This is a genomic window from Amycolatopsis sp. CA-161197 (assembly GCF_050942255.1).
Taxonomy (GTDB): domain Bacteria; phylum Actinomycetota; class Actinomycetes; order Mycobacteriales; family Pseudonocardiaceae; genus Amycolatopsis.
This window is the reverse complement of sequence record NZ_CP192059.1, coordinates 340,831-363,820: the sequence shown is the minus strand read 5'-3', so window position 1 is coordinate 363,820 and position 22,990 is coordinate 340,831. Positions and strand designations below refer to the sequence as shown.

The 22,990-nt window shown below is 68.9% G+C and carries 22 protein-coding genes; 10 read left to right on the top strand and 12 right to left on the bottom strand.

What is annotated here, in order from left to right; genetic code table 11:
* Positions 1 to 44 precede the first annotated feature (44 nt).
* The 4 genes from ACQPXB_RS01780 to ACQPXB_RS01765 all read left to right on the top strand — a co-directional run bounded on the left by ACQPXB_RS01780 (position 45) and on the right by ACQPXB_RS01765 (position 2,610).
* Positions 45 to 581, top strand: a complete 537-nt coding sequence (locus ACQPXB_RS01780) for a CGNR zinc finger domain-containing protein (RefSeq protein WP_432849213.1) — start codon at positions 45 to 47, stop codon at positions 579 to 581.
* 14 nt (positions 582 to 595) lie between these two features.
* Positions 596 to 850: a hypothetical protein gene (locus ACQPXB_RS01775; RefSeq protein ID WP_366577391.1), complete on the top strand. Its 255-nt coding sequence runs from the start codon at positions 596 to 598 to the stop codon at positions 848 to 850.
* Between the two features lie 206 nt (positions 851 to 1,056).
* Positions 1,057 to 1,899 (top strand): MBL fold metallo-hydrolase, encoded by an 843-nt coding sequence (locus ACQPXB_RS01770; RefSeq protein WP_366577389.1) that lies wholly within the window; start codon positions 1,057 to 1,059, stop codon positions 1,897 to 1,899.
* Positions 1,900 to 2,610: a flavin reductase family protein gene (locus tag ACQPXB_RS01765; protein WP_432849212.1), complete on the top strand. Its 711-nt coding sequence runs from the start codon at positions 1,900 to 1,902 to the stop codon at positions 2,608 to 2,610.
* A 44-nt stretch (positions 2,611 to 2,654) separates the two neighbouring features.
* Here ACQPXB_RS01765 and ACQPXB_RS01760 read toward each other — a convergent pair whose 3' ends face one another.
* The 5 genes from ACQPXB_RS01760 to hxlA form a co-directional block, all read right to left on the bottom strand.
* The gene (locus ACQPXB_RS01760; protein ID WP_366577385.1) at positions 2,655 to 4,031 is read right to left on the bottom strand and encodes an ATP-dependent 6-phosphofructokinase; all 1,377 of its coding nucleotides are present in this window, start codon (positions 4,029 to 4,031) and stop codon (positions 2,655 to 2,657) included.
* A 31-nt stretch (positions 4,032 to 4,062) separates the two neighbouring features.
* Positions 4,063 to 5,031, bottom strand: a complete 969-nt coding sequence (glpX, locus tag ACQPXB_RS01755) for a class II fructose-bisphosphatase (RefSeq protein WP_366577384.1) — start codon at positions 5,029 to 5,031, stop codon at positions 4,063 to 4,065.
* A gap of 53 nt (positions 5,032 to 5,084) precedes the next feature.
* Complete coding sequence (gene hxlB / locus ACQPXB_RS01750; RefSeq protein ID WP_432849211.1) at positions 5,085 to 5,672, bottom strand: 6-phospho-3-hexuloisomerase; 588 nt, start codon at positions 5,670 to 5,672, stop codon at positions 5,085 to 5,087.
* Positions 5,673 to 5,709: 37 nt separating this feature from the next.
* Entirely contained in the window at positions 5,710 to 7,839 is a 2,130-nt protein-coding gene (gene tkt / locus ACQPXB_RS01745) for a transketolase (protein WP_432849210.1), read from the bottom strand.
* 113 nt (positions 7,840 to 7,952) lie between these two features.
* Positions 7,953 to 8,663 carry a 3-hexulose-6-phosphate synthase gene (hxlA, locus tag ACQPXB_RS01740; RefSeq protein ID WP_432849209.1) on the bottom strand — a complete coding sequence of 237 codons (711 nt, stop codon included), beginning with the start codon at positions 8,661 to 8,663 and terminating at the stop codon, positions 7,953 to 7,955.
* Positions 8,664 to 8,776: 113 nt separating this feature from the next.
* Between hxlA and rpe the strand changes: the two genes are divergently transcribed.
* The gene (rpe, locus tag ACQPXB_RS01735) at positions 8,777 to 9,457 is read left to right on the top strand and encodes a ribulose-phosphate 3-epimerase (protein WP_432857228.1); all 681 of its coding nucleotides are present in this window, start codon (positions 8,777 to 8,779) and stop codon (positions 9,455 to 9,457) included.
* Between the two features lie 25 nt (positions 9,458 to 9,482).
* Here the strand turns inward: rpe and ACQPXB_RS01730 are convergent, their stop codons facing one another.
* Positions 9,483 to 10,934 carry a LytTR family transcriptional regulator DNA-binding domain-containing protein gene (locus ACQPXB_RS01730; protein WP_432849208.1) on the bottom strand — a complete coding sequence of 484 codons (1,452 nt, stop codon included), beginning with the start codon at positions 10,932 to 10,934 and terminating at the stop codon, positions 9,483 to 9,485.
* Between the two features lie 657 nt (positions 10,935 to 11,591).
* Between ACQPXB_RS01730 and ACQPXB_RS01725 the strand changes: the two genes are divergently transcribed.
* From ACQPXB_RS01725 to ACQPXB_RS01710, 4 genes are all read left to right on the top strand, one after another.
* A complete protein-coding gene (locus ACQPXB_RS01725; protein ID WP_366577375.1) occupies positions 11,592 to 12,986 on the top strand; it encodes a DNA-binding protein in 1,395 nt (464 codons plus the stop codon).
* A 351-nt stretch (positions 12,987 to 13,337) separates the two neighbouring features.
* Positions 13,338 to 13,793, top strand: coding sequence for an MSMEG_3727 family PQQ-associated protein (locus tag ACQPXB_RS01720; RefSeq protein WP_366577373.1), 456 nt, complete (start codon positions 13,338 to 13,340; stop codon positions 13,791 to 13,793).
* A 16-nt stretch (positions 13,794 to 13,809) separates the two neighbouring features.
* Positions 13,810 to 15,489, top strand: a complete 1,680-nt coding sequence (locus tag ACQPXB_RS01715; RefSeq protein WP_366577371.1) for a PQQ-dependent dehydrogenase, methanol/ethanol family — start codon at positions 13,810 to 13,812, stop codon at positions 15,487 to 15,489.
* Between the two features lie 142 nt (positions 15,490 to 15,631).
* Complete coding sequence (locus ACQPXB_RS01710; protein ID WP_366577369.1) at positions 15,632 to 15,838, top strand: recombination activating protein 1; 207 nt, start codon at positions 15,632 to 15,634, stop codon at positions 15,836 to 15,838.
* A gap of 18 nt (positions 15,839 to 15,856) precedes the next feature.
* Here ACQPXB_RS01710 and katG read toward each other — a convergent pair whose 3' ends face one another.
* The 3 genes from katG to ACQPXB_RS01695 all read right to left on the bottom strand — a co-directional run bounded on the left by katG (position 15,857) and on the right by ACQPXB_RS01695 (position 19,073).
* Positions 15,857 to 18,094: a catalase/peroxidase HPI gene (katG, locus tag ACQPXB_RS01705; protein WP_432849207.1), complete on the bottom strand. Its 2,238-nt coding sequence runs from the start codon at positions 18,092 to 18,094 to the stop codon at positions 15,857 to 15,859.
* 24 nt (positions 18,095 to 18,118) lie between these two features.
* Positions 18,119 to 18,673, bottom strand: coding sequence for a manganese efflux pump MntP (locus tag ACQPXB_RS01700; RefSeq protein WP_366577365.1), 555 nt, complete (start codon positions 18,671 to 18,673; stop codon positions 18,119 to 18,121).
* A gap of 223 nt (positions 18,674 to 18,896) precedes the next feature.
* Positions 18,897 to 19,073 (bottom strand): hypothetical protein, encoded by a 177-nt coding sequence (locus ACQPXB_RS01695; RefSeq protein ID WP_360608428.1) that lies wholly within the window; start codon positions 19,071 to 19,073, stop codon positions 18,897 to 18,899.
* A 332-nt stretch (positions 19,074 to 19,405) separates the two neighbouring features.
* Between ACQPXB_RS01695 and ACQPXB_RS01690 the strand changes: the two genes are divergently transcribed.
* Positions 19,406 to 19,876, top strand: a complete 471-nt coding sequence (locus ACQPXB_RS01690; RefSeq protein WP_386956737.1) for a ribose-5-phosphate isomerase — start codon at positions 19,406 to 19,408, stop codon at positions 19,874 to 19,876.
* Positions 19,877 to 19,878: 2 nt separating this feature from the next.
* On the opposite strand, the gene ACQPXB_RS01685 is transcribed toward ACQPXB_RS01690, so the two are convergent.
* From ACQPXB_RS01685 to ACQPXB_RS01675, 3 genes are all read right to left on the bottom strand, one after another.
* A complete protein-coding gene (locus tag ACQPXB_RS01685) occupies positions 19,879 to 20,895 on the bottom strand; it encodes an HAD-IIA family hydrolase (protein ID WP_432849206.1) in 1,017 nt (338 codons plus the stop codon).
* Positions 20,892 to 21,827: a fructose-bisphosphatase class II gene (locus ACQPXB_RS01680; RefSeq protein WP_432849205.1), complete on the bottom strand. Its 936-nt coding sequence runs from the start codon at positions 21,825 to 21,827 to the stop codon at positions 20,892 to 20,894. Before ACQPXB_RS01680 ends, ACQPXB_RS01685 begins: the two co-directional genes overlap by 4 nt.
* A 153-nt stretch (positions 21,828 to 21,980) precedes the next feature.
* Complete coding sequence (locus tag ACQPXB_RS01675) at positions 21,981 to 22,958, bottom strand: class I fructose-bisphosphate aldolase (protein ID WP_366577360.1); 978 nt, start codon at positions 22,956 to 22,958, stop codon at positions 21,981 to 21,983.
* Positions 22,959 to 22,990: the final 32 nt, after the last annotated feature.

The window sequence follows — 22,990 nt, the reverse complement described above, 5'->3', positions numbered from 1 at the left end:
GTAAAGGTCTTTTCATAAAAGACCCTTTCACGTACGCTGGCGCCATGACCACCACTGCCGCCTCGGAGGCGAGCGTCCCGGCCACCGCGGCCGCGGTCGTGGACCTGCTCAACTCCCGCGCTTACGCCATCCACACCGACAAACTCGACGACCCCGCCCTCGCCCACACCCTGCTGGCCCCCTTCGGCCAGGACGCCGGCACGATCCCGCCCCAGCGCCTGGACCTCGTCCGCGGCCTGCGGGGCAACTTGATGACGCTCCTGACCACCGAAGATCCGGCCGCCTGGATGACGTTCACCGAACGCACGTCCGGCGCCGCCTTCACGCAGGACTTCTCAACACCCGGCAAGGTCGTCCCCCACCAGATCACCGGCGACACGGTCGTCGGCGGCATCACGCTGCACGTCGCCGAACTCGTGGCGAACGGCACCTGGTCCCGCCTGCGCATCTGCGCCAACCACGAGTGCACCAAGGTCTTCTACGACACCACCCGCAGCCGCACGCGCCGCTGGCACTCGTACGAGCTGTGCGGCAACCGCGCCAACGTCGCGAACCACCGCGCGCGCAAGTCCGACCACTGACCAGGAGAAACCCCATGCACTTCCTCGCGACCGGCCGGATCCTCCGTCCCGAAGACACCGCCGCCCACATGCCCGAAGAGGTCCGCGTGTTCGACCGCCTGCGCGCCGAGGGCTTCATCCAGGAAGTCTTCTTCCTGCAGCCCGGCCCGGGCGTGGTGAACGTCGTCGAAGCCGCCTCACGCGAAGACGCGGAAGCCAAGCTGGCCCAGCTGCCGTTCGTCTCACTCGGATTGATGGAGTTCGAGCTGGCGGAGGTCACGCGACACTGATTGTCCCTTGTGGACAGATCAGCCCGTGGCCGACGTAGTCAAGCGGGTTACCTCGTGAGGTCGAAGACAGAACTGTAGTTCGCTGACCACTGTCATATCTGTCGGCAGTTACCTCGGTCACTCCATCCTGCCGTCGTGTTCACCTGGATGCATACTGTGCTTAGACAGAGCTAACTGAGCTAAGGATATGTCGAGAGGCGAACCCCATGACCACCCTGTCCTACGACGTCCTGGTCACCGCCGGCGCGAGACGCGAACGCGGCCAGACGCTGCCGACGGGCGAGCCGATCATCTCCTCGCCGGTCTCCACGACGCTCATCACCGGGGCCGAGGACGCGGTGCTCGTGGATCCGCCGTTCCTCGACTTCCAGATCCGCGAGGTCGCCGACTGGGTCGCCCGCAGCGGCAAGCGCCTGACCCACGTCTTCGCCACCCACGGCCACGGCGACCACTGGTTCGGCACCGCCGAGCTGCTCAAGCGGTTCCCCGGCGCCCAGGTCTACGCGACCCCCGGCACCATCGACGTGATGCACAAGCAGGCCACCGACGGCCGCGCGCAGATGTGGGACCTCGACTTCCCCGGCCACATCCCGCCGTCACCCGTGCTGGCGCACCCGATTCCCGAAGACGGCTTTCTGCTGGAGGGCCACGTCGTCCGCGCCGTGGACGTCGGCCACACCGACACCGACGCCACCTCGGTGCTGCACGTGCCGGACCTCGGCCTCGTCGTCGCGGGCGACACCGTCTACAACGGAATCCACCAGTACATCCTCGAAGGCGGCGACGGCGGCCTGCAGGAATGGCTCCGCGCGCTGGACCGGATCGCCGCGCTGGAGCCGCGCGCCGTCGTCGCGGGCCACAAGAACGAGGCCCTGCCCGACGACCCGCTCACCATCGACCGGACGCGCGCCTACCTGCACGACGTCATCCGCCTGCTCGACACCCGGCCGACCGCCCGCGAGTTCTACGACGAAATCCTGCGCCTGCACCCGGACCGCCTCAACCCGGGCCCGGTCTGGTACGGCGCCGTCGCACTGTTGGGGGACTGAATGAACATCGAATCCGCCGGCCTGGACGCGAAGTCCGCGTACAAGCTCCTCATCGGCAGCGTTATCCCGCGGCCCATCGCGTGGATCAGCACGGAGTCGACGTCCGGCGTCGGCAACCTCGCGCCCGTATCGTTCTTCACCTGCATCGGCCGCAAACCACCCAAGGTTTCCCTGTCCATGCAACCGAAATCCGACGGCGCCACCCTCAAGGACAGCTTCGTCAACATCCGCGACACCGGCGAGTTCGTCACCAACATGGCCACGCTGCCCCAGGCTTTCGCCCTCCACCGCAGCGCCAAGGAGTTCGAGCCCGACGTCGACGAGTTCGACGCGGTGGGCGTCGAGAAGGTCGCCTCGGCCCTCGTGAAACCCCCACGCATCAAGGACGCACCCGTCGCCCTGGAGTGCAAAGTGGACCAGATCTTCTCCGCCCCCGACGGCCTCCACCACATCGTCTGGGGCGAGGTCGTCAACTTCTACGTCCGCGACGACCTGTACCTCAACGGCCGCATCGACTTCGGCGCCATCGCCCCCATCGGCCGCCTCGCCGCCGAATACACGGTGGTGGACAACGCCTTCGTGCCTCCCCTGGACCCCACCGTCCTCACCGACCGCGCCTCCCGCCGCATGCGCCGCCTCGACGGCCAGGGCGAGGAATACTCCGCGGTCGACTCCCCGACGTGGTCGGCGTCGGGCTCCGTGCAGGCCTGAGGTTTCAGCGCTCGTTCCCCTTGCCACAACCCGGTTCCGGAACGTCAGCAGAACCCCGAACGCACCCGTACCCGATCCGGCGCCGAACCGAACTCCGCCGGTTGGCAGGTGGTCTCCAGAACCGACATCCACAGGTCCCCGTCGGGGTCGACTTGGTTGCGGCGGCTGGTCATGAGGGACAGGGGGACGTGGACGAAGCGGCGGCGCCAGCGGGCGACGGCGGCTTCGGTGTGGCCGGCCATGGCGGCGTGGACCGCGGCGTGGGCGAGGCGCAGGCAGTAGACGGCGTCGTAGGCGTTGGCGGCGATGCTGCGGACCGCGTAGCTCGGGTCGATGTAGCGCATCGTGGGGGGAAGACCGACCGATTGGAGGTGGGCGGTGATGCGCTGTTTGAGCAGTTCCCCGATGTTGCCGAGTTTGACGTTTCCGGAGGCGTCGGTGCCGTTGAGCTGGGGCAGGCCGTGTTGTTCGAGGAGGTCCTGGCCCGCGCCCTCGGCGAGGACGATGACGACGTAACCCTTGGCTCTCACGCGCTGCTCGACGTGGGCCAGCAGGCCGTCTTCACCCTCGAGGGCGAAGGGAACCTCGGGGATCAACACGATGTCCGCGGAGTTGGCGGACAGCGCGGCGTAGCTGGCGATGAACCCCGAGTGCCGGCCCATCAGCTTCACGATGCCGACGCCGTTGGGGCTGGCGGCGGCTTCGACGGACACCGCGGAGATGAAGTCGGTGGCGCGAGCGAACGCGCTCTGGAACCCGAACGACTGGTCGGTGAAGGGCAGGTCGTTGTCGATCGTCTTCGGCACGCCGATGACGGCGATGTCCAGACCGCGCGCCCGGATCGCCTTGCCGAGGAAGGTCGCCGCGCGCATCCCGCCGTCGCCGCCGATGACGAACATGATGTCGACGCCGCGCAGGACGAGGCTGTCGACCATTTCGTCGGCGTCCTGGCCGCCGCGTGAGCTGCCCAGGATGGTGCCGCCGGCGTTGTGGATGTCGCGAACGCGCTCGGGCGTCAGTTCGATGGTGTCGTAGCGGTGTTGTTCCGTCAGGCCCTGCAGACCGTTGCGGAACCCCAGGATCCGCTTGACCTTGTAGTGCACCGCGAGTTCCTGCACGAGACCGCGGATGACGTTGTTGAGCCCGGGACACAACCCGCCACAGGTGACGACTCCGGCGGTCACGCGTGCGGGGTCGAAGTAGATCTTCCGCCGCGGCCCGGCGGCTTCGAAACTCGGCACCTCGCCGGGCGGGAGGCTGTGCTCGGCGAGCATGGAGACGGTGTCCTCGAGCAGGACCCGGTCGCCTTCCGCGACGTAGTGCGGGGAGGTCTGCTTGGTGGAGAGCATCTCGGAGAACGGCGAGTCGTAACGGCACTCGCCGAGGCGGCGCACGCCGAGGTCGTCCAAGTGCAACGTCACCGTATCTCCTTGATCTTGTCGCGAAACGGGGTCATTCGAAGGTCGTGTGTGTCACGTGCCGAACCTGGCCGCGGGAAATCACGAGCGATTCGGTGACGGTCGTCCCCGCCCCCTTGCGCGGACGCCCGACCAGCGGCCCGCCGTTCACGCCGGTGGCCACGAAAAACGCGTCGCCGGCCACGAGCTCGGAGCACTCGTAAACGCGGTCGAGGGACATGCCCGCCGCACGGATGGCGTCGGCTTCCTCGGTGCGTTGCGGGGCCAGCCGCCCCAGCATCCCGCCGCCCAGTGCCCGGACGGCCGCGGCGGTCAGCACTCCTTCGGGCGTGCCGCCGACACCGATGAGCAGGTCGACGTCGAGCGTCGGCAGGAGCACCGCCAGGCTTCCCCCGACGTCGCCGCCCGCCGGCGTCTGCACGGCCGCGCCGGCCCGCACCACCCGGGCGATCAGGTCCTTGTGCCGCGGCTTGTCCATGATGACCACGCGCAGCTCGCTGACCTGCTTGCCGAGCGCCTTGGCGACGTTGGCCAAGGTGACCTCGGCGGGGTCGTCGAGATCGATGACGTCCTTCGCCGCGGCGGGCACCACGATCTTGTCCATGTAGAACCCCGGCCCGGGCGACCACAGCGTTCCCCGTTCGCCGAACGCGATCGTGGCCAGCGCGCCGGGCAGGTCCTTCGCGCAGAACGACGTTCCCTCGAGCGGATCGACGGCGATGTCGAAATCCGGGCCGTGACCGTTGCCCACGACCTCACCGTTGAACAACATGGGGGCGTCGTCCTTCTCGCCCTCCCCGATGACGACGGTCCCGCGCCCGGGTGCGTCGGCCAGCGCCGCGCGCATGGCCGTGGTCGCGGCCGCGTCGGCGCCTTTCTGGTCGTGCCGGCCCACCCAGGCGTAGCTGGCCACCGCGGCGCGGGACGTGGCGGCCAGCGCCGCCCCCTCCAACGTGTGGATGTCAACGCAGGCCCGCGCTTCGACCTCACTCTGACCCTGCATCGGGGACTCCTCTTTTCGGCTGAAGCATCAGGACGGTGAGATCGCGGCGCCGGTCACTCGAGATTCGCGTGCAGCCGCCAGAGTTCGCGGGCCTGGCTGCCGGTGGTCTTCCACAACGTGTGGAACAGCGCGTCGGTGGTGAGCAGCACGGACTGTTCGAACAGGCTGCCGGCGTACTGCACGGAGGCGTTCCCGTCGAAGTCCTGCTTGTCCGCGGCCGGGATGATGAGCACCTCGGTCGCGGTCTCGGCCAGCGGCGACTCCGGCGCCGTGGTCAGCGCGATCACGTCCGCGCCCTGGTCGCGGGCGGTCTGGGCGGCTCGCACCACGCGCGCCGTCTTCCCCGAGCCCGAGGCCGCCACGAGGACGTCGCCCGCGCCGATGGCCGGCGCGGTCACCTCACCGACGACGTGGGTGGGCAGGCCGAGGTGCATGAACCGCATCGCGGCCATCTGCAGGGCGAGCCCGCTGCGGCCGGTGCCGATCGTGAACACGGCCGGGGCCTTGAGCAGCAACGCGCCGGCCCGGATCCAGGACGGGGACTGCACCCCCGTGCTCACGCGGTCCACCTCGCCGATGACCGCACGCGTTGCGTCCACGAACAGGCCGGCGTCGAGCTTGGTCGAAATCGAGTGCGTCACCGGGATCTTCCTCCACAACTCAAGTAGGACAACGAATTCACGACCGCGCGGCCCGCACGCTCCGCCGGGCCGCTTCGGCCACGGCCTCGGCGGTGATGCCGAACCGGCTGAACAGGGTCTTGAAGTCGGCCGAAGCACCGAAGTGCTCCAGCGACACGATTTCTCCGGCGTCGCCGGCGAACCGGTGCCACGGTTGCGCCGTCCCCGCTTCGACGACCACCCGCGCGCGCACCGACGGGGGCAGCACCTTGTCCCGGTACGACCGGTCCTGCCGGTCGAACCACTCCACGCACGGCATCGACACCACCCGCGTGGGCACCCCTTCGGCCTCGAGCACCTCCCGGGCCGCGACGGCCAGCTGGACCTCGGAGCCAGTGCCGACGAGCAGCACCTCGGGGCGCCCCGAAGACGCCTCGGCGAGGACGTAACCGCCGCGGGCCACCCCCTGGGCGGAGGTGCCCTCCAGTGTCGGCAGGTCCTGGCGGCTGAGCGCCAGCCCGGCCGGGCCGGCGGTGTCCTCCAGTACCGCCTTCCACGCGTACGCGGTCTCGTTCGCGTCGGCCGGGCGGACCACCGACATCCCGGGGATGGCACGCAGGGAGGCCAGCTGCTCGACCGGCTGGTGCGTCGGACCGTCCTCACCGAGGCCGATCGAGTCGTGCGTCCACACGTAGATGACCGGCAGCCGCATCAGCGCGGCCAGGCGCACCGCCGGGCGCATGTAGTCGCTGAAGATGAGGAAGGTGCCGCCGTACGGGCGGGTTCCGCCGTGCAGGGCGATGCCGTTGAGGATCGAACCCATCGCGTGCTCACGGATGCCGAAGTGCAGCGTGCGGCCGTAGGGGTTGGCCTGCCAGGCGTTGGTCGAGATCTCGACCGGGCCGAAGGAGTCCGCGCCCTTGATCGTGGTGTTGTTGCTCTCGGCCAGGTCCGCCGACCCGCCCCAGAGCTCCGGCAGCACGGCGCCGATCTTGGCCAGCACCGCGGCCGACGCCTTGCGGGTGGCGATGCCCTTGGCGTCGGGCTGCCAGGTGGGCAGATCGTCGGCCCAGCCGGCCGGCAACGCGCGCCTGCCGATGCGGTCGAGCAGCGCCTTGCGCTCGGGGTTGCTCTTCGCCCAGGCGTCGAACTCGAGCTGCCACTTCTCGCGGTCGGCCCGCCCGCGCTCGGCCACTTCACGGCTGTGGCGCAGCACCTCGTCGTCGACCTGGAAGCTCTGCTTCGGGTCCAGGCCCACGGCACGCTTGACCGCGGCGAGCTCGTCGGCGCCCAGCGCGGCACCGTGCGCCTTGCCGGTGTTCATCTTGGTCGGGGCCGGGTACCCGATCACGGTGCGCAGCACGATCAGGGTCGGGCGGGCGGTCTCGGCCTTGGCCTGCTCGATCGCGGCGAGGAACCCCGCCACGTCCTCCCCGCCGTGGACCGTGAGGACGTGCCAGCCGTAGGACTCGTAGCGCTTGGCGGTGTCCTCGGACAACGCGATGCGGGTGTCGTCCTCGATGGAGATCTCGTTGCTGTCGTAGATCACCGTGAGGTTGCCGAGCTGCTGCGTGCCGGCCAGCGACGACGCCTCCGAGGTGACGCCCTCCTCGATGTCGCCGTCGGAGGCGATCACGTAGACCTGGTGGTCGAACGGGCTCTTGCCCGGCTCGGCGTCCGGGTCGAACAGGCCACGCTCGCGGCGGGCGGCCATGGCCATCCCGACCGCGTTGGCCAGGCCCTGGCCCAGCGGGCCGGTGGTGGTCTCCACGCCCTTGGTGTGCCCGTACTCGGGGTGCCCCGGGGTCAGCGAACCCCACTTGCGCAGGGCCTTCAGGTCGTCGAGCTCCAGGCCGTAGCCCGAGAGGAACAGCTGGACGTACAGGGTGAGGCTCGAATGCCCGGCCGACAGCACGAACCGGTCGCGGCCGAGCCACTGCGCGTCGGCCGGGTCGTGCCGCATGACCCGCTGGAACAACGCGTAGGCGACGGGCGCGAGACTCATGGCCGTGCCGGGGTGCCCGCTCCCGCAGTGCTCGACCGCGTCCGCTGCCAGCACGCGGGCGGTGTCGACCGCGCGCCGGTCCAGCTCGGTCCAGTCCTCCGGGAGTCGCTTGGTGGTCAACCGAACGAGCTCTTCGGCTGATTCGATCGCACGGGAACGGGAGATCGATCCGTTTGCTGCCATGGACGCGCACTCCTGATAATTCTCACTCGGCACATTCCGGCGCCAAAACTGTGATTTCTGGTCATTTCCGCTGTGTGCCGAGCCAGGGCCCGGCACACAGCGAATGGGTTCGGTCAGGCGGTGGCGCGCTTTTTGAGTTCCTTGGCCGCGGCGCCCGGGTCGGCGGCGTTGTAGATCGCACCCCCGGCCACCGCGACGGTGGCTCCGGCGTCGCGGACGGCGCCGATGGTGTCGATCTTGATGCCGCCCGCGATGGAGAACGGCACACCCGCCTCACGCCCGTCCTCCAGCAGCGTGTCGATCGTGTAACCCGGGCGGGCCTGCTCGTCCAGGCCGGCGTGGATCTCCACAAAGGACACACCCAGCTTCGAGACTTCCCGGATCCGTGCGACGCGGCCCTCGACCACGGTGATCATGTCCGCCACCACCTGCTTGCCGTACTTGCGTCCCGCCGCCACCGCACCACGCACGGTGTCGTCATCGGCCGCACCCATCACGGTGACCAGATCCGCGCCCGCCTCGAACGCCAGCGCCGCTTCCAGCTCACCCGCGTCGGCGGTCTTCAAGTCCACGAACACCAGCTTGTCCGGATGCGCCGCCTTGATCGCGCTCACCGCACCGATCCCCGCCGCCTTCACCAACGGCGTCCCCAACTCCAAAATATCCACATGCTCGGCCACCTGATTCGCCAACGTCAACGCCGCCGGCAGATCCAGCACATCCAACGCCACCTGCAACCGCACAACCCACTCCTCACAACCAGCGACGGAACACCCGCCGAGCGAAAGACCGGTAAACAACTGCCACAACAGTTCCCCACCCACCCGAAAACCGGCAACACCTCACCACATGCAAAAACCCAATCCCCCAATGCGCACAACAAATACCCATCCACCGGCCCCGGCTGCTTACGCTTGGCGACGTGTCGAACCAGCCCTTGATCGCGCCGTCCATCCTCTCCGCCGACTTCGCCCGGCTCGCCGACGAAGTGGCTGCCGTGCAAGGAAAGCCGGGCCACGGCGCGGATTGGCTGCACGTGGACGTGATGGACGCGCACTTCGTGCCGAACCTGACCCTGGGCCTGCCGGTCGTGCAGTCGCTCCTGGCCACCACGGACCTACCGCTCGACTGCCACCTGATGATCGAGAACCCGGACCACTGGGCGATCGGTTACGCGGAAGCGGGTTCCTACAACGTGACCGTGCACGTCGAGGCCGCCGACGACCCGGTCAAGCTCGCGAAGGACCTGCGCGCCGCGGGTTCGAAGGCGGGGTTGGCGATCAAGCCGAACACACCGCTGGAGCCCTACGTCGACGTGCTCAAGCACTACGACACCCTGCTGGTGATGTCGGTGGAACCCGGTTTCGGCGGGCAGAAGTTCATCGCCGACGTGCTCGCCAAGGTGCGCACGGCCCGCCGGATGGTCGACACCGGCCACCTGAACCTGGTCGTGGAGATCGACGGCGGCATCAACCGCGACACGATCGAACAGGCGGCCGAGGCCGGCGTCGACTGCTTCGTCGCCGGCTCGGCCGTTTACGCCGCCGAGGATCCGGCCCGCGCCGTAGCAGGGCTGCGCAGCCAGGCGGAGGCCGTTTCCGCCCACGCCCGGCGGTGATTCCCTTGGCGTGAGCCGGTTTCGATCAGACGCCCAGCAGTCGCCTCAGCTCCGGCGCGTGGCGCCGCGAAACGGGAACGAACTCGTGCGAGCGGGAATCCATGATCAGGAACAGCTCGCCCTTGATGCCCCGCTCAAGCTCCGCCACCCGGCGAAGGTTCACGAGGAAGCGCCGGTGCACCCGGCTGAACCCGTGCGGCGTCAGCAACCGCTCGACGTTTTCCAGGCCCCGGGTCGCCGCTTGGATCCTCCCCCGTTCCGTGACCAGCCAGACGATGTTCCGGTCGGCCTCGGCGTAGCGGATCTCCGACGGGGCAAGCAGAACCAGCCGGTCGTTGCGCATCCCGATCACGCGCCGGGGCAGCGGCCCGACGCCCGACGCCGAAGTGCTCTCGTACGGCTCGCCTTCCTGCACCCCGAACACGCATAGCATGCCCACCACGTGGTTCGCGTCGACGACGGGCCGCATGGTCACCGGCGTCGCGTCCTCCCCCGGGCTCACCGGCAGATACGCGTAGCCGCTCCATTGTGTACTTCCCTGCGCCCGTTCCTTGGCCCAGCGAACCACCTCGGGAAGCCCGGAAATATCAGGCATCCAGCGTTGTGCGGGCTCGATCGCGCCCGCGACGATGGGGGTTTCGCCGGCCAACCCGAGCAACGCGACCGCGGCCTCGTTCGCCGTGATCACGTTTCCGCCCCGGTCCATCGCCATGAAGGGACCACTGGCCTGGGCGCACTTCCGGTTGAACTCCGCGATCACCTTGTCCGCCTCGTAGACGGCACGCCGGTAGATCTCCTGTTCGACGCACGTGACGGCAGTCGTCAGCCACGCCGGCACGAGCTTGGACAGCGACGCGTTCCACCGCGAGATGTTGATCGACGCGACCGGCACTCCGGTCACCACGTCGCGGATCGAAATCCCCGCGCAGGCCCACTGGTGGAAGGCTTCGCACCAGTGCTCCGGCCCGGTCACCGTCACCGGGCCGGACACCTCGAACGAGGTTCCCATCCCGTTCGTGCCGGTGCACTCCTCCGACCACGACGACCACGGAGCGAGGTTGTGCAGCTCGGCCCGCCGCAGCGCGGAGGGATCACCCCAGGCCCCCAGGACCCGCCCGTCCCCGTCCGTGACGGTGACGACGGCGCCGTCCCGTTCCACTTCCTGACCGGCCAGCGCACCGAGACCGCCGAGCGCCGTGAAGATCACGCCGTTGTCGATCCTCGGGGCGTCGTCGCCCCGTGCCCCCGGCGCGACGTCCAGCCGCCGATCCACCTCGTACCGATCGCGGCACCTGTACCACGAAGCGAGGATCTCGGGCCGGACCCCCGTCTCGATGTCTTCACCTGCGGCAAAACTTTCCCAAGCGCGAGCGACTTCTCGCGCCGACGAGGTGGTCACCAGGGCACCATCCGACACGTCGGCACGTCCGCTCGGCCGGCTCGGCGCGATCGCCAGCGGCGGCACTCTCCCGGTCATCGCGACCTCCTTGTCGCCAGGCACGCCGGGGCCCCAGCGGGACCACCCGGGCAGTGACGGAAGTTACAAACTAACGCGATGCCGCAAGCATTTCAAGACAGCTTCGCAGCGTTCAGCCACATAGCTGTAGACATAACACGACCAGCTCGACCACGCCGGATCAACGGTGCAATCCGGCTGTACAACTGGCAAAGCGGGCGGCTCCTACCGGCCTGAAACACCTTGTGGTACAACGTCAATTGATCGATCCGACCTGGCCGGAAGCCTTGGTTTTCCCTGGTCAGCAGCGAAAACCGTGCCGCCGGTCCGCTCGCCGAGGGTGTTTGTGGAAAGCCACAAGACAAAGCGTCGCGTCCCGGAAGTCGGCCCTGTCGAAAATGATCTTGTGCAGAATACGGAACAGCGATCATCGGCGCCGAAACCCGGTGACCGTTGATGGGCGGATGGCCACCGATAATCGCCGCCGCGCGACCGTTCGTGCGTCAATCGCCCACAGTCAGCACAAGCTGCTTGCCCTCGAATCGGCGAAGAGTTTAGTTTGCGTCGGCGGCGAAGCGACGCGGTGCGACCCGATACGTCGGGCAGCACCCGAGCGGTCAGCGGCACCCCAGCGCGGGGGTGCCGTCCGGGGTGGTACCAGACCAAAGGCGGTCTCAGATGACACAGGTACGCCGGCTCGACCCGACCTCTCGCAGCTGCGGTGACTCCACGGTGCACGGAGCGTGGGAGCGGTTCGTGCGGGGCGAGGACGACCTGCGCGGGGTGCGGCCCGAGATAGCGATTTCCTGGCAGCGGTGCCGGGACCAGTACCGGGTCGACCCGTACCTCACCGAAGCCCCCGTGGCCGTCGCCGAAGTCGACCACGCGCTGGAGCACGACGTCGTCATCGCGGAGCTCGGCTTCCGCGCCGCCTCGCTGGCCCGCGAGGTCGGCAACGTCGGCGGCATCGTGACCATCACCGACGCCTCCGGCCGCGTCCTGGCCCAGTGGGGCGACCAGGCCACGCGCAACGTCGCCGCCGACGCCAACCTGGCGCCGTGGTTCTGCTGGGCGGAAGGTGCCACCGGCACGAACGGCATGGGCACCGCGCTGATGTCCTACACCCCCGTGCTGATCCGCGGTGCGGAGCACTGGTGCCAGGCTTTCCACGACTGGACCTGCGCGGGTGTCGCGGTCCGCGACGTCGTGACCAGGGAACCGGTCGCCGTCCTCAACATCTCGTGCTGGCGCAGCGAGCCCCCCGCGGCGACGGGTGCGTGGCTCGGCAAGGCCGCCACGATGACGCAGCGCATCCTGCGCCAGCGCGCCCAGGACGACGGTGCCGAACTGATGGCCGCCTTCAACCACGCCCGATCCCGCTCGATCGCGCCGCTCGCGGCCGTCGATCCCGCCGGCCGGGTGGTGCTCGCCGACGACACGGCAGGTGTGCTCCTCGGCATCCCCGGCTCCACGCCGGCGCCCGATCCTGCGGTGCGGTGGAAGCCGGAGCTGCCGGAGTTCATCCGGGCCACCCGGTACGCCGCCAAGCAGGCGACCCGCAACCGCGACTGGACCGGTTCGACGCAGATCTTCACCCGGCTCTCCAACGAACCGACCTCGATCAGCATCCGGCCGGTGTTCCTGTCCGGGCACCTGGTCGGCACCCTGGTCTCGTTCGGCGTGTCCGAGGGTGATCCGCTCCCCCGGTCCGGAGGCGACAGCCCGCTTCGTCCGCAGCCGCACCGAATGGTCGCGACGCGCGAGAACCGCATGGTCCTGCTGCGGCTCCCCGAGGTCTCGTTCGCACAATCGGACGGCAGCGACGTGTGGCTGTCCACCGACCAGGGCCGCTTGCGATCCGCCTTGCCGGGCCTCGACAAGCTCGAGACCGAGCTGGGCGATTCCGGTTTCCTGCGCGTGCACCGCCAGTACGTGGTGAACCTCAGCCGCATCAGGGAAGTCGAGCGCCGGTACAAGGGCGAGCTGGTCCTCGTCATGGACGACCAGGCGAAAACGATGGTGCCGGTTTCCCGGCGGAACACCCCCGCGGTGCGCCGGGCGCTGGAGATCTGATGGCCCCCGTCGTGGCCCGGCGTGGTTTCCCTTTCCGCAGAACGGGAGTTCTCCCGGTGAACGAACGGTACCTCCCACCGGGAGAACGGCGGCGTCCGGCCGATCTGTGGTGACGCATATCGGAACGGCTTGCCCGGGAGTAGAGTCCAAACTCGTTACAGGGTAAGAAAAAAGATCCGGGCAGTGGAATACGGAGCCCGATCTACACCGGTAACCGCCGCGCTGAGCCCAATGGTGGCGCGGCACTGGGAAAGTATGCGATTTCGCCGTCGACGAGCCGGCGCTTTCGCGTGCGCACTCCCGCGAAATCTGTCAGAAGTTTCATTTTTGCTGACGAGGAGGTGACGTCCGATGACGGCTACTCAGGATCGTGAAGATCTCCTGGCCGAGCTCAGCGGACAGAACAAGGCAACCATCGGTGCCGTACTCGGGACCGGCTCGATCGCCAAGGCGACCGAGCGTCCCGACGGGACGATGGAGGGGACCATCCGGATCCCGGAGGACGCGATGGCGTGGGAACCGGGGGTGCTGATCATGCCGCACGGCGGCATCCTCGAGCTCACGATCATCAACGACGACAAGAACACCCACGCCTGTCTGCTGCCCAGCAACGGCGACCGGCAGTTCATCGGTCTGCTGAACCACTCGAAGGGTTCCGCGACGCTCGAGCTGGACGGTCCCGGCTGCTACTGGTACGGCTCGCCGGCCGGCAACGACGAGGGTCGAGGCCTGCAGGGCGCCATCGTCGTGTCCGGCGAAGTGCCGCCGGAAGCCAAGCTCGACCGACCCGCCCAGCCGCGGCCGTAGAAAGGCAGGACTCACCATGACCCTCGAATACATCGACGCCGGCAAGGCGTTCAACCACAACAAGCTCTCCAACCTGCCGCACAGCGCGCCGGACGTGACGCGCGGCGTCAACTACGAGCGCATCCTCGACGCGCGCAACGAATCCCAGAACTGGATCACGTACTACGGCGCCTACGACGGCAAGCGGCACAGCCTGCTCGACCAGATCAACGTCGACACCGTCAAGAACCTCAAGGTCGCCTGGATCCACCAGGCGAGCGCGACGGGCATGATCGCCTCCACGTCGACCTACGCCTTCGAGGCCAGCCCGCTGATGATCGACGGCGTCATGTTCGTCACCGGCTGGGACGGCTGGCTCTGGGCGCTCGACGCCCGGACCGGCGAGCAGCTGTGGCGCTACAAGCACGCGATCCCGATCGACGTGACCCTGTGCTGTGCCAACGTCAACCGCGGCTGCGCGGTGGCCAACGGCAAGGTGTACATGGTGACCCAGAACGCCCAGCTGGTGGCGCTCGACGCCACCAACGGGCAGAAGGTCTGGCAGAAGACCATCGGCGACGTGCGCGCCGGAGAGAGCGCTTCCATCGCTCCGCTGGTCGTCAAGGACACCCTCATCACCGGTTCCGCCGGTGGCGAGTACGGCGTCCGCGGGCACATCGACTGCTGGGACCTCGAGACCGGCGAGCGGCGCTGGCGCACCTACACCGTGCCGAAGCCGGGTGAGCCCGGCTCCGAGACCTGGCCCGCCGACGGCGAGGCCTGGCAGCGCGGTGGCGCGAACCACTGGGTCACCGGAACGTTCGACCCGGAGCTGAACCTCTACTACGCGGGCACCGGCAACCCGGCTCCCGACTTCGACGGCGAGGTCCGTGAAGGGGACAACCTCTACACCGACAGCGTGGTCGCGCTGGACGTCGACACGGGCGAGATCAAGTGGCACTACCAGTTCACGCCGCACGACCTGTGGGACTACGACTCCACGATGGAGATGACCCTGTTCGAGCGGGACGGCAAGAAGCTGCTGGCCCACTTCGACAAGAACGGGTACATGTTCGTCCTGGACCGCACCAACGGCGAGCTGCAGCACGTGACGCCGTTCGTCGACCGCATCGACTGGGGCGTGATCACCCGCGACGGCAAGGTGACCCCGCGCAAGTACCCGGACAAGGAAGGCGAGCCCTGCCACTTCTACCCCGGCCCCGCCGGTGCCAAGGAGTGGACGCACGCCTCCTACAACCCGGAGCACGACCTGTTCTACGTTCCGGTCGCCGACGTGGGCGCCACGGCCACCCGCCGTCGTCGCGAGTTCAAGGAAGGCATGCCCTACTGGGGTGCCGCCGTCGAGGTCGACGTCGACAACATGGCCGGGTCGGTCAGCGCGTTCGACTCCCACGGTGAGGAGAAGTGGCGCTACCGGCTGCCCTTCCCGATGGCCGCCTCGACCCTGAGCACCGCGGGCAACCTGGTGTTCGCCGGCACGCCGGCGGGCGAGTTCATGGCGCTGCACGCCGAGACCGGTGAGAAGCTCTGGAGCTTCCAGTGCGGCAGTGGTCACCACAGCAGCCCGTCGACGTGGTCCCTTGATGGCAAGCAGTACATCTCGGTCCCGGTCGGCTGGGGTGGCTGGCTCGAAGGCATCGTCCCCGGCATGTCCGGCCAGGGTCACGGTGCCGCGCTGATCACGTTCTCCCTGTGATCGGAAAGCGCAACCCGGGGTGACTTCCCGACGGTCCCCCTGACACCCGTCCGGTGATCGAGGCTCCTCGATCACCGGACGGGTTCCTTTGCGTTGCCGGGAAAATCCCTCGGTCTTTGGGAACACAACGAAAGGCGATCCGATGAGCCAGTCGTCGACACCCACCCACGACGCGGAAATCGAGCGTCTGCCGTGCTTCAACTGCGGGGAGTCCTACGAGTCCGGCGATCTCGCGCGGCACACCGAGCCGGTGCACTGCGGGCCGTGCATCGCGTGCGTCGACCGGCCCGCGTGCTTCACCTGCCGGCTCATGTACTGCGCATGCGACGTGCACAAGTTCCGCGGCTGAGCGAGCGGGGTCGGCCGGTCAGCGCAGGTCGAACCGGTCGAGCTCCATGACCTTGACCCACGCGGACACGAAGTCGCGCACGAACTTCGCGCCGGCGTCCTCGGCGGCGTAGACCTCCGAGAGCGCCCTCAGCTCGGAGTTCGACCCGAAGATGAGGTCGACCCGGCTCGCGATCCACTTCAGCTCGCCGGTGCCCCGGTCGCGGCCTTCGTAGACGACCGTCCAGACGTCGGCGTTCCGCCTCGGCGCCCACTGCGTGCCCAGGTCCAGCAGATTGACGAAGAAGTCGTCCGTCAACGTCCCGGGCGCCGAGGTGAACGCGCCCAGCGGCGACCGGCGGTGGTTGGCGCCCAGCACGCGCAGTCCGCCGACCAGCACGGCAATCTCGGGTGCGGTCAAGGTCAGCAGGTTCGCCCGGTCCACCAGCAGGTGCTCCGGCGACATCCAGAATCCGTCGCCGAGGTAGTTGCGGAAGCCGTCGGCCAGGGGTCGCAACGCGTCGAACCACTCGACGTCGGTCCAGTCCTGCGTGGCGTCGGTGCGCCCGGGGCGGAACGGGACGTCGACGACGTGGCCGGCGGCCGCGGCGGCGTGTTCCACCGCGGCGCACCCGCCGAGCACGATCAAGTCGGCCAGCGAAATCCGTTTGCCCGACGGCTGCGCGGCGTTGAACCGCTCCTGGATCGCCTCCAGCACGGGCAGGACGACGGCCAGCTGCTCCGGTTCGTTGACCGCCCAGCCGCGCTGCGGCTCGAGCCGCAGCCGCGCCCCGTTCGCCCCACCGCGCTTGTCGCTGTCGCGGTACGTCGACGCCGAGGCCCACGCCGTGGCGACGAGCTGCGCGACCGTCAGACCCGAATCGAGGACCTCGCGCTTGAGAGCCGCGACGTCGGCCGCGTCCACGAGCTCGTGGTCCGGCTCCGGGACCGGGTCCTGCCAGATCAGCCGTTCCGCCGGGACGAGCGGCCCCAGGTAACGCTCGATCGGGCCCATGTCGAGGTGCGTCAGCTTGAACCAGGCCCGCGCGAACGCGTCCTCGAACTCGTCCGGATGCTCCAGGAACCGCCGGGAGATCGACTCGTAGACCGAGTCCTCCTGCAGGGACAGGTCCGTGGTCAGCATGACCGGGTGGTGCTTCTCGTCCGGGTCGTACGGGTCCGGCACGGTGCCCTCACCCTGGCCGTCGGCCGGGATCCACTGCCACAGCCCGGCCGGGCTGAGCTCGACGTCCCACTTGTACTCGAACAGCGTCTCGAAGAAGGTGTGGTCCCACGTCACGGGCGTGCGCGTCCACATCCCCTCCAGTCCGCTGCTCGTGGTGTCGGGGCCCTTGCCGGTGCCGTGCTCGTTGGCCCAGCCCAGGCCTTGCGCGGTGAGCGGCGCGGCTTCGGGGTCGGGACCGAGGCGCACGGCCGGGTCCACCAGCCCGTGGGTCTTGCCGAACGTGTGGCCGCCGGCGATCAGCGCGACCGTCTCCTCGTCGTTCAGGCCCATCCGCCGGAACGTCTGCCGGATGTCGCGGGCCGCGAGCACCGGGTCGGGGTTGGTGGCGGGGCCTTGGGGGTCGACGTAGATCAGCCCCATGTCGCTGGCCGCCAGCGGTTCGTCGAGGTCACGGCGGCCGCTGTGCCGGTCGTCCGCCAGCCACTTGCGTTCCGGCCCCCAGTACGTCTCGTCGGGCACCCACACCTCGGCCCGCCCGCCGCCGAACCCGAAGGTCTTGAAGCCCATCGACTCCAGTGCCCGGTTGCCGGCGAAAACCATCAGGTCCGCCCAGGAGATCCTGCGCCCGTACTTCTTCTTGACCGGCCACAACAACCGGCGAGCCTTGTCCAGGTTGCGGTTGTCCGGCCAGCTGTTCAACGGGGCGAACCGTTGCATCCCGGCGCTCGCACCGCCTCGGCCGTCGCTGACCCGGTAGGTCCCCGCGGCGTGCCAGGCCATGCGCAGCACGAGGGGGCCGTAGTGCCCGAAGTCGGCGGGCCACCAGTCCTGCGAGGTCGTGAGCACCTCGTCGACGTCACGCGCCAGCTCGTCGAGGTCCACCGTCGCGAACTGCGCCGCGTAGTCGAAATCCGCGTCCAGCGGGTTGTCCGCGGGCTGGTTGCGGTGCAAGGTCTTCAAGTCGAGCCGGTTCGGCCACCAGTCGTTGGGGTTGCCGCTCGCCGTGGGGTGGTTGCGCCGCCGGGCCGGCTGTGACTCTTCCAGGACCCGGTCGTAGGTGCGGTAGACGTGGGTGTCGGGATTCTCGGGCATGGAGGTCCTCCCCGGCCGCGCCGATCAGTCGAACACCAGCGGGAGCAGGATCGCGGCGCCGAGCAGCGAGATACCGCAGACCAGGTCGGCGCGGATCCGGATGACCTTGGCGGCCATCCGCCCGACGAAGAGTCCGGCCAGCGACATGATCACCGTCATGGCGCCGAAGGCCACCATGGGGACGATGAGGGAGAACCCCGCGATCCCCAGGCCCGCACCCGCCACGAAGTTGTCGATGCTCAGCGAAAGCGGCATCCCGAAGAGCGTCACCCACGGGTGGTCCAGGTCTTCCTCCGCCGGCTCCGGGTGCCGGATCGCTCCGACGATGAAGTAGACGCCGTACAAGCCGAGCGCGGCCGCCCCGACGTAGTCCGCCCAGTCGCCGAGGAAGTCGCCCAGGAAGTGGCCGATCAAGCCGCCCAGCAGCGGACTCACGGCGTCCCACACCCCGAAGACGAGGGCGACCTGCACGGCACGACGCCAGCCGAAGGGAATGGTGCCGATGGCGATCGACGAGCGGAAGTTGTCGAGACTGAGGCCGAAGGCAAGCGCTATCAACGGAAGGAATTCAAGAGACACCCGAACCACCTCAACAGATCAACCAGGGTTCACCGGGGAGGGAGACTGCGCACAAGAATCGATTCTCGGCAGGCACTGTTTTCAGCGTGCGACACAAGGCCCCGGCGCGAACGGTTCACTCGCTCCGGGGCCTTGCGGCGACACAGACGTAGCCCGGCCGCGGACTTCGGCCGGCTGCCGCGGCTACGAGAAATCAAGCGGCACGGGCCGTGGAGCCCGGCTGTCAGCCCCGGTAGAAGTAGCCGGTGGCCTCAGCGCACACCTCGACGACCGTGTACTCCGGAGTTTCCCACTGCATGTTTTCCTCCTCAGCTGTTGGCTGCGCCCGGCGACTGAGCCAAAACCGGACATTCGTGATCCGCGCAATTTCGCGGACAACGTCACGAAATTTCGCGGTCATGAAAGAGCATCATCGATTTAACGCAGTTGTCGCAACCGACCTTGAACCAGTGGTCGGGAACCGGTGTCGAACGGCGCCCCGAGGCCGACGAGTGGAGGGGCCACGCTCACCGACGGCACCCCGCGCGACAGCCGTCCCAACCACCCGGACACGCCGTCGACCTGCGAGAACCTGGCCACGAGCGGAGCATGTCGAGCCCCGCGGTCCGGGCACACTCCAGAAACAGGCTACGAGTCCGCGAGCGAGGACGTCAACTGTCCCATCGAATATCCTCATGCCCGTCCGGCAAATAACGAAGGACCGATTCACAAATCCGGAATTAGACTGTTCTCGTGCGAATTTATCTTGGCTCCGATCACGCCGGACTCGAACTCAAGAACCACTTCGTCAAAAGGCTCACGGAACTCGGCCACGAGGTGATCGACGTCGGCCCCGCGACCTACGACGCGAATGACGACTACCCACCGTTCTGCGTCGAGGCGGCGCGGCGCGTGGTCGCCGACGAAGGCAGTCTCGGTCTCGTCATCGGCGGTTCCGGGAACGGGGAACAGATCGCCGCGAACAAGGTGCCCGGCGCCCGGGCCGCGCTGACCTGGAACGTCGACACGGCGAAGCTGGCCCGGCAGCACAACAACGCGCAGCTGGCCGGCATCGGCGCCCGGATGCACACCGTCGAGGAGGCCGAGCGCATCGCGGACGCGTTCCTCGGCACCGAGTTCGAGGGCGGCCGCCACCAGCGCCGGATCGACCTGCTGGCCGACTACGAGCGCACGGGCGAACCGCCCGCGTTGCCCGGACAGTGACCTCAGAGGAGCCCGAGCTGCCGTTCGATCTCGCCCCACCGGCCTTCGTCGTCGGAGAGCGCACGACCGGCGTCGCGAGCAGCCCACGCCGTGGTGACGACTGACCGCAAGGCCTGGCCGTCGTCGCCGCCGTTCGGCATTCGGGGGACGGCGTCGGGCCCGAGGTCGACGACCTGCTCGCCCGAGTCGGCGGACAACGCCAGGGCGGGTTCGTGCAGTCCGCTCAGATCGGCGGCCACATACGTCGGACGCGCGGCTCGCTCGGCGAACGCCAGGTCCCGGAGCCGGGATATCCCGGTCAGGACGAAGAGCGAGTCGAGGCCGGCCGCGTTGGCGCCCTCGATGTCGGTCTCCAGCCGGTCCCCGCACACCAGGGTGTCCGGCCGATCGGTACCGAGCCGGGCGCGGGACAGGTCGAACAGGGCGGCCTGCGGCTTGCCGACGACGTGGGGCGCGGCGTCGACCGCCGTCTGCACCAACGCGACCAGCGCGCCGTTGCCGGGCGCCTCTCCGTACGGCGTGGGCAACGTGAGGTCGACGTTCGTGGCCACCCAGGTGACTCCGGTGCCGACGAGGTGGCCCACCTCCGCGAGCTCGGTCCAGGTGACGTCGGATCCCAGCCCCTGCACCACGGCCTCGACGGGTCCGCCGCTCAGATCCGCGACGCGGATCGGCGTCAGGCCGGCTTCGGCGAGCGCCTGGGCGACGCCCGGCCCGCCCACCGCGCACACCCGCGTCCCCGGAGCCAGCTGCCGCGCCAGGTGGGCCGCGGCCGCCTGCGAACTGTTGACGACCGACCAGCCGCGCGGGGCGATCCCCAGGCCGCGCAGGTGGTTGCCCACGTCTTCGGGAGGGCGCGACGCGTTGTTGGTGGCGAACACGACCGGGACGCCGTCCGCCGTCACCCGGTTCAAGGTCTCCACCGCCCGGGGGACGGCGTCCGCGCCGCGGTAGACCACGCCGTCGAGATCGCAGATCAGGCCGCGGTAACCCGTGATGAGGGGCTCGTACCCGCTCATGCGGATCGGTGCTGGGTTTTGACGATCCGCGCCGTTTCCGGCCGCGAACACAGCACAATGGACTGTGTCGTGGTCCGGCCGGCGTGCTGCTGCACCCCGCGCAGCACCTCGCTGCCGGTCACCCCGGTGGCGCAGAACAGAATGCGCTCGCCACGGACCAGGTCGCCGGTGTGGAGAACGTCGTGGCGGGTGCCGGAGCCGTCCGACCGCAACCGCGCCTGCACCGACCCGCCGAGGCAGGACAGGGCAGCCGCGGCGATGACCCCCTCCGCCGCGCCCCCGGTGCCCAGCAAGACGTCCACCGGGCTCTCGGGGCGGGCCACCGCCATCGCACCTGCGATCTCGCCGCCCTCGATCAAGTGCACGCGCGCACCCGCGTCGCGGATTTCGTGCACGAGTTCCCGGTGCCAGGGCCGGTTGAGCACGGCGACGACGACGTCCGAGACCCGGCCGCCCTTGGCCGAGGCGACCGCGCGCAGGTTCTCGCTCACCGGGCGGTCGAGCTCGACGACGCCGGCGCACTCGGGACCTACGACCAGCTTCTCCATGGCCACATCCGGCGGCGGGTCGTACAACGCTCCACGCTCGGCCACCGCGACCGCCGCGAGCGCGTTCGGCACGTCCCTGGCCACGGAAAGCGCTCCGTCACCCGCGTTGATCGCGACGTCGCAGGCCGGCCCGGCTCCGGAGCCGACCACATCCCCCTTGACCAGTCGCTTCCCGTCCTCGCCGAGCACCACGACGCCACGCATCGGCACCGACCCGATCACGTTGTGCATCGCCTCGACGGCGGCGGCCTTGCCGCTGATCTCGTCACCGTGCCCGACCCACCTGGCGGCCGCGAGCGCGGCGGCTTCGGTGACCTGCACGAGTTCGAGCGCAAGGGCGTGATCGAGTCCGTCGACGCCGGTGCCCCATTCCATGGTTTCCATGAACCTCAATCCCCTCGGACTGGTCGGTGAAGATGGCTGTCGTGAACACGGAACCGAGGGCGACCGGACCGGCAGACCACCTCATCGATCCGGTCGCCCTCTTCAGGAAGGCGCCGACCGCCGGCACCGCGGGCGGCGCCCCGGCTCGAGCGCTCAGCGGGCAGCGGCGTTCGCGACGGCCCGGTCCGAGAGCACCTGCTGGGCCGCGGCCCGTTTGCTCTCGTCGCCCCGCCACGTCTCCAGAGCCGGCCCGACCAGCGCCCGGCCGAACGAGTAAGTGAGCTCCCACGGCAACGGGTCGAGCTTCTGCATCGCCCCGAGGTGTTCGGTCGCCAGCTCCGGGCTTTGCCCACCGGAGAGGAAGGCGATGCCCGGCACGGACGCCGGCACCGTCGCGCGCAGAGTGTCCACTGTGGCCTTCGCGACGTCGGCGACCGAGGGCTGCTCTCCGCTGCCGGACCCGGCGACGACCATGTTGGGCTTGAGGACGATGCCATCGAGCTGCACCCGCATCAGGTCGAGCTCCTCGAACAGCACCTCCAGAACGGACGTCGTCACCTGCCGGCACCGCGCCAGCGAGTGGGAACCGTCCATCAGCACCTCGGGTTCCACGATCGGCACCAGGCCGCCTTCCTGGCACAGGCCCGCGTACCGCGCCAACGCGTGCACGTTCGCGTGCACCGCGCGCTCCGACGGCACGTTGTCGCCGATCGTGATCACGGCGCGCCACTTGGCGAAGGTCGCGCCGCCTCGCACATAGTCCGCGACGCGTTCGCGCAGCCCGTCGAGCCCTTCGGTGATCTTCTCGTCCGACGCGCCGGCCAGCGGCTTCGCTCCGGTGTCGACCTTGATCCCGGCGAGGATCCCCAGATCGTCGAGGAACTCCGGGAACGTGCGCCCGTTGGTCACTTTCTGGTGGAAAGTCTCGTCCGCGAGAATGACGCCGCTGATCGATTCCGCGAGGCGGGGAGTCGTCACGATCAGTTCGCGGTAGACCCGGCGGCTTTCCTCCGACGGCTCGACCCCCACCTTCTCCAGGCGGGAAGACATCGTCCCGATGCTTTCGTCGGCAGCGAGAATACCGCGCCGGTTGGAGACGAGCGTGCGCGCGATTTTGTTCAGTGCTGACATCTACCTTGCTCCTCCTGCGAATCGACCGACGG

Coding starts and splice junctions, on each gene's coding strand:
- ACQPXB_RS01780 (WP_432849213.1), top strand. CDS start 45: ATGACCACCACTGCCGCCTCGGAGGCGAGCGTCCCGGCCACCGCGGCC.
- ACQPXB_RS01680 (WP_432849205.1), bottom strand. CDS start 21,827: ATGGAAACCATGGAATGGGGCACCGGCGTCGACGGACTCGATCACGCC.
- katG (WP_432849207.1), bottom strand. CDS start 18,094: ATGCCCGAGAATCCCGACACCCACGTCTACCGCACCTACGACCGGGTC.
- ACQPXB_RS01675 (WP_366577360.1), bottom strand. CDS start 22,958: ATGTCAGCACTGAACAAAATCGCGCGCACGCTCGTCTCCAACCGGCGC.
- ACQPXB_RS01730 (WP_432849208.1), bottom strand. CDS start 10,934: ATGACCGGGAGAGTGCCGCCGCTGGCGATCGCGCCGAGCCGGCCGAGC.
- glpX (WP_366577384.1), bottom strand. CDS start 5,031: ATGCAGGGTCAGAGTGAGGTCGAAGCGCGGGCCTGCGTTGACATCCAC.
- ACQPXB_RS01720 (WP_366577373.1), top strand. CDS start 13,338: ATGACGGCTACTCAGGATCGTGAAGATCTCCTGGCCGAGCTCAGCGGA.
- ACQPXB_RS01725 (WP_366577375.1), top strand. CDS start 11,592: ATGACACAGGTACGCCGGCTCGACCCGACCTCTCGCAGCTGCGGTGAC.
- ACQPXB_RS01770 (WP_366577389.1), top strand. CDS start 1,057: ATGACCACCCTGTCCTACGACGTCCTGGTCACCGCCGGCGCGAGACGC.
- ACQPXB_RS01685 (WP_432849206.1), bottom strand. CDS start 20,895: ATGAGCGGGTACGAGCCCCTCATCACGGGTTACCGCGGCCTGATCTGC.
- ACQPXB_RS01765 (WP_432849212.1), top strand. CDS start 1,900: ATGAACATCGAATCCGCCGGCCTGGACGCGAAGTCCGCGTACAAGCTC.
- ACQPXB_RS01710 (WP_366577369.1), top strand. CDS start 15,632: ATGAGCCAGTCGTCGACACCCACCCACGACGCGGAAATCGAGCGTCTG.
- tkt (WP_432849210.1), bottom strand. CDS start 7,839: ATGGCAGCAAACGGATCGATCTCCCGTTCCCGTGCGATCGAATCAGCC.
- ACQPXB_RS01775 (WP_366577391.1), top strand. CDS start 596: ATGCACTTCCTCGCGACCGGCCGGATCCTCCGTCCCGAAGACACCGCC.
- ACQPXB_RS01695 (WP_360608428.1), bottom strand. CDS start 19,073: ATGACCGCGAAATTTCGTGACGTTGTCCGCGAAATTGCGCGGATCACG.
- ACQPXB_RS01715 (WP_366577371.1), top strand. CDS start 13,810: ATGACCCTCGAATACATCGACGCCGGCAAGGCGTTCAACCACAACAAG.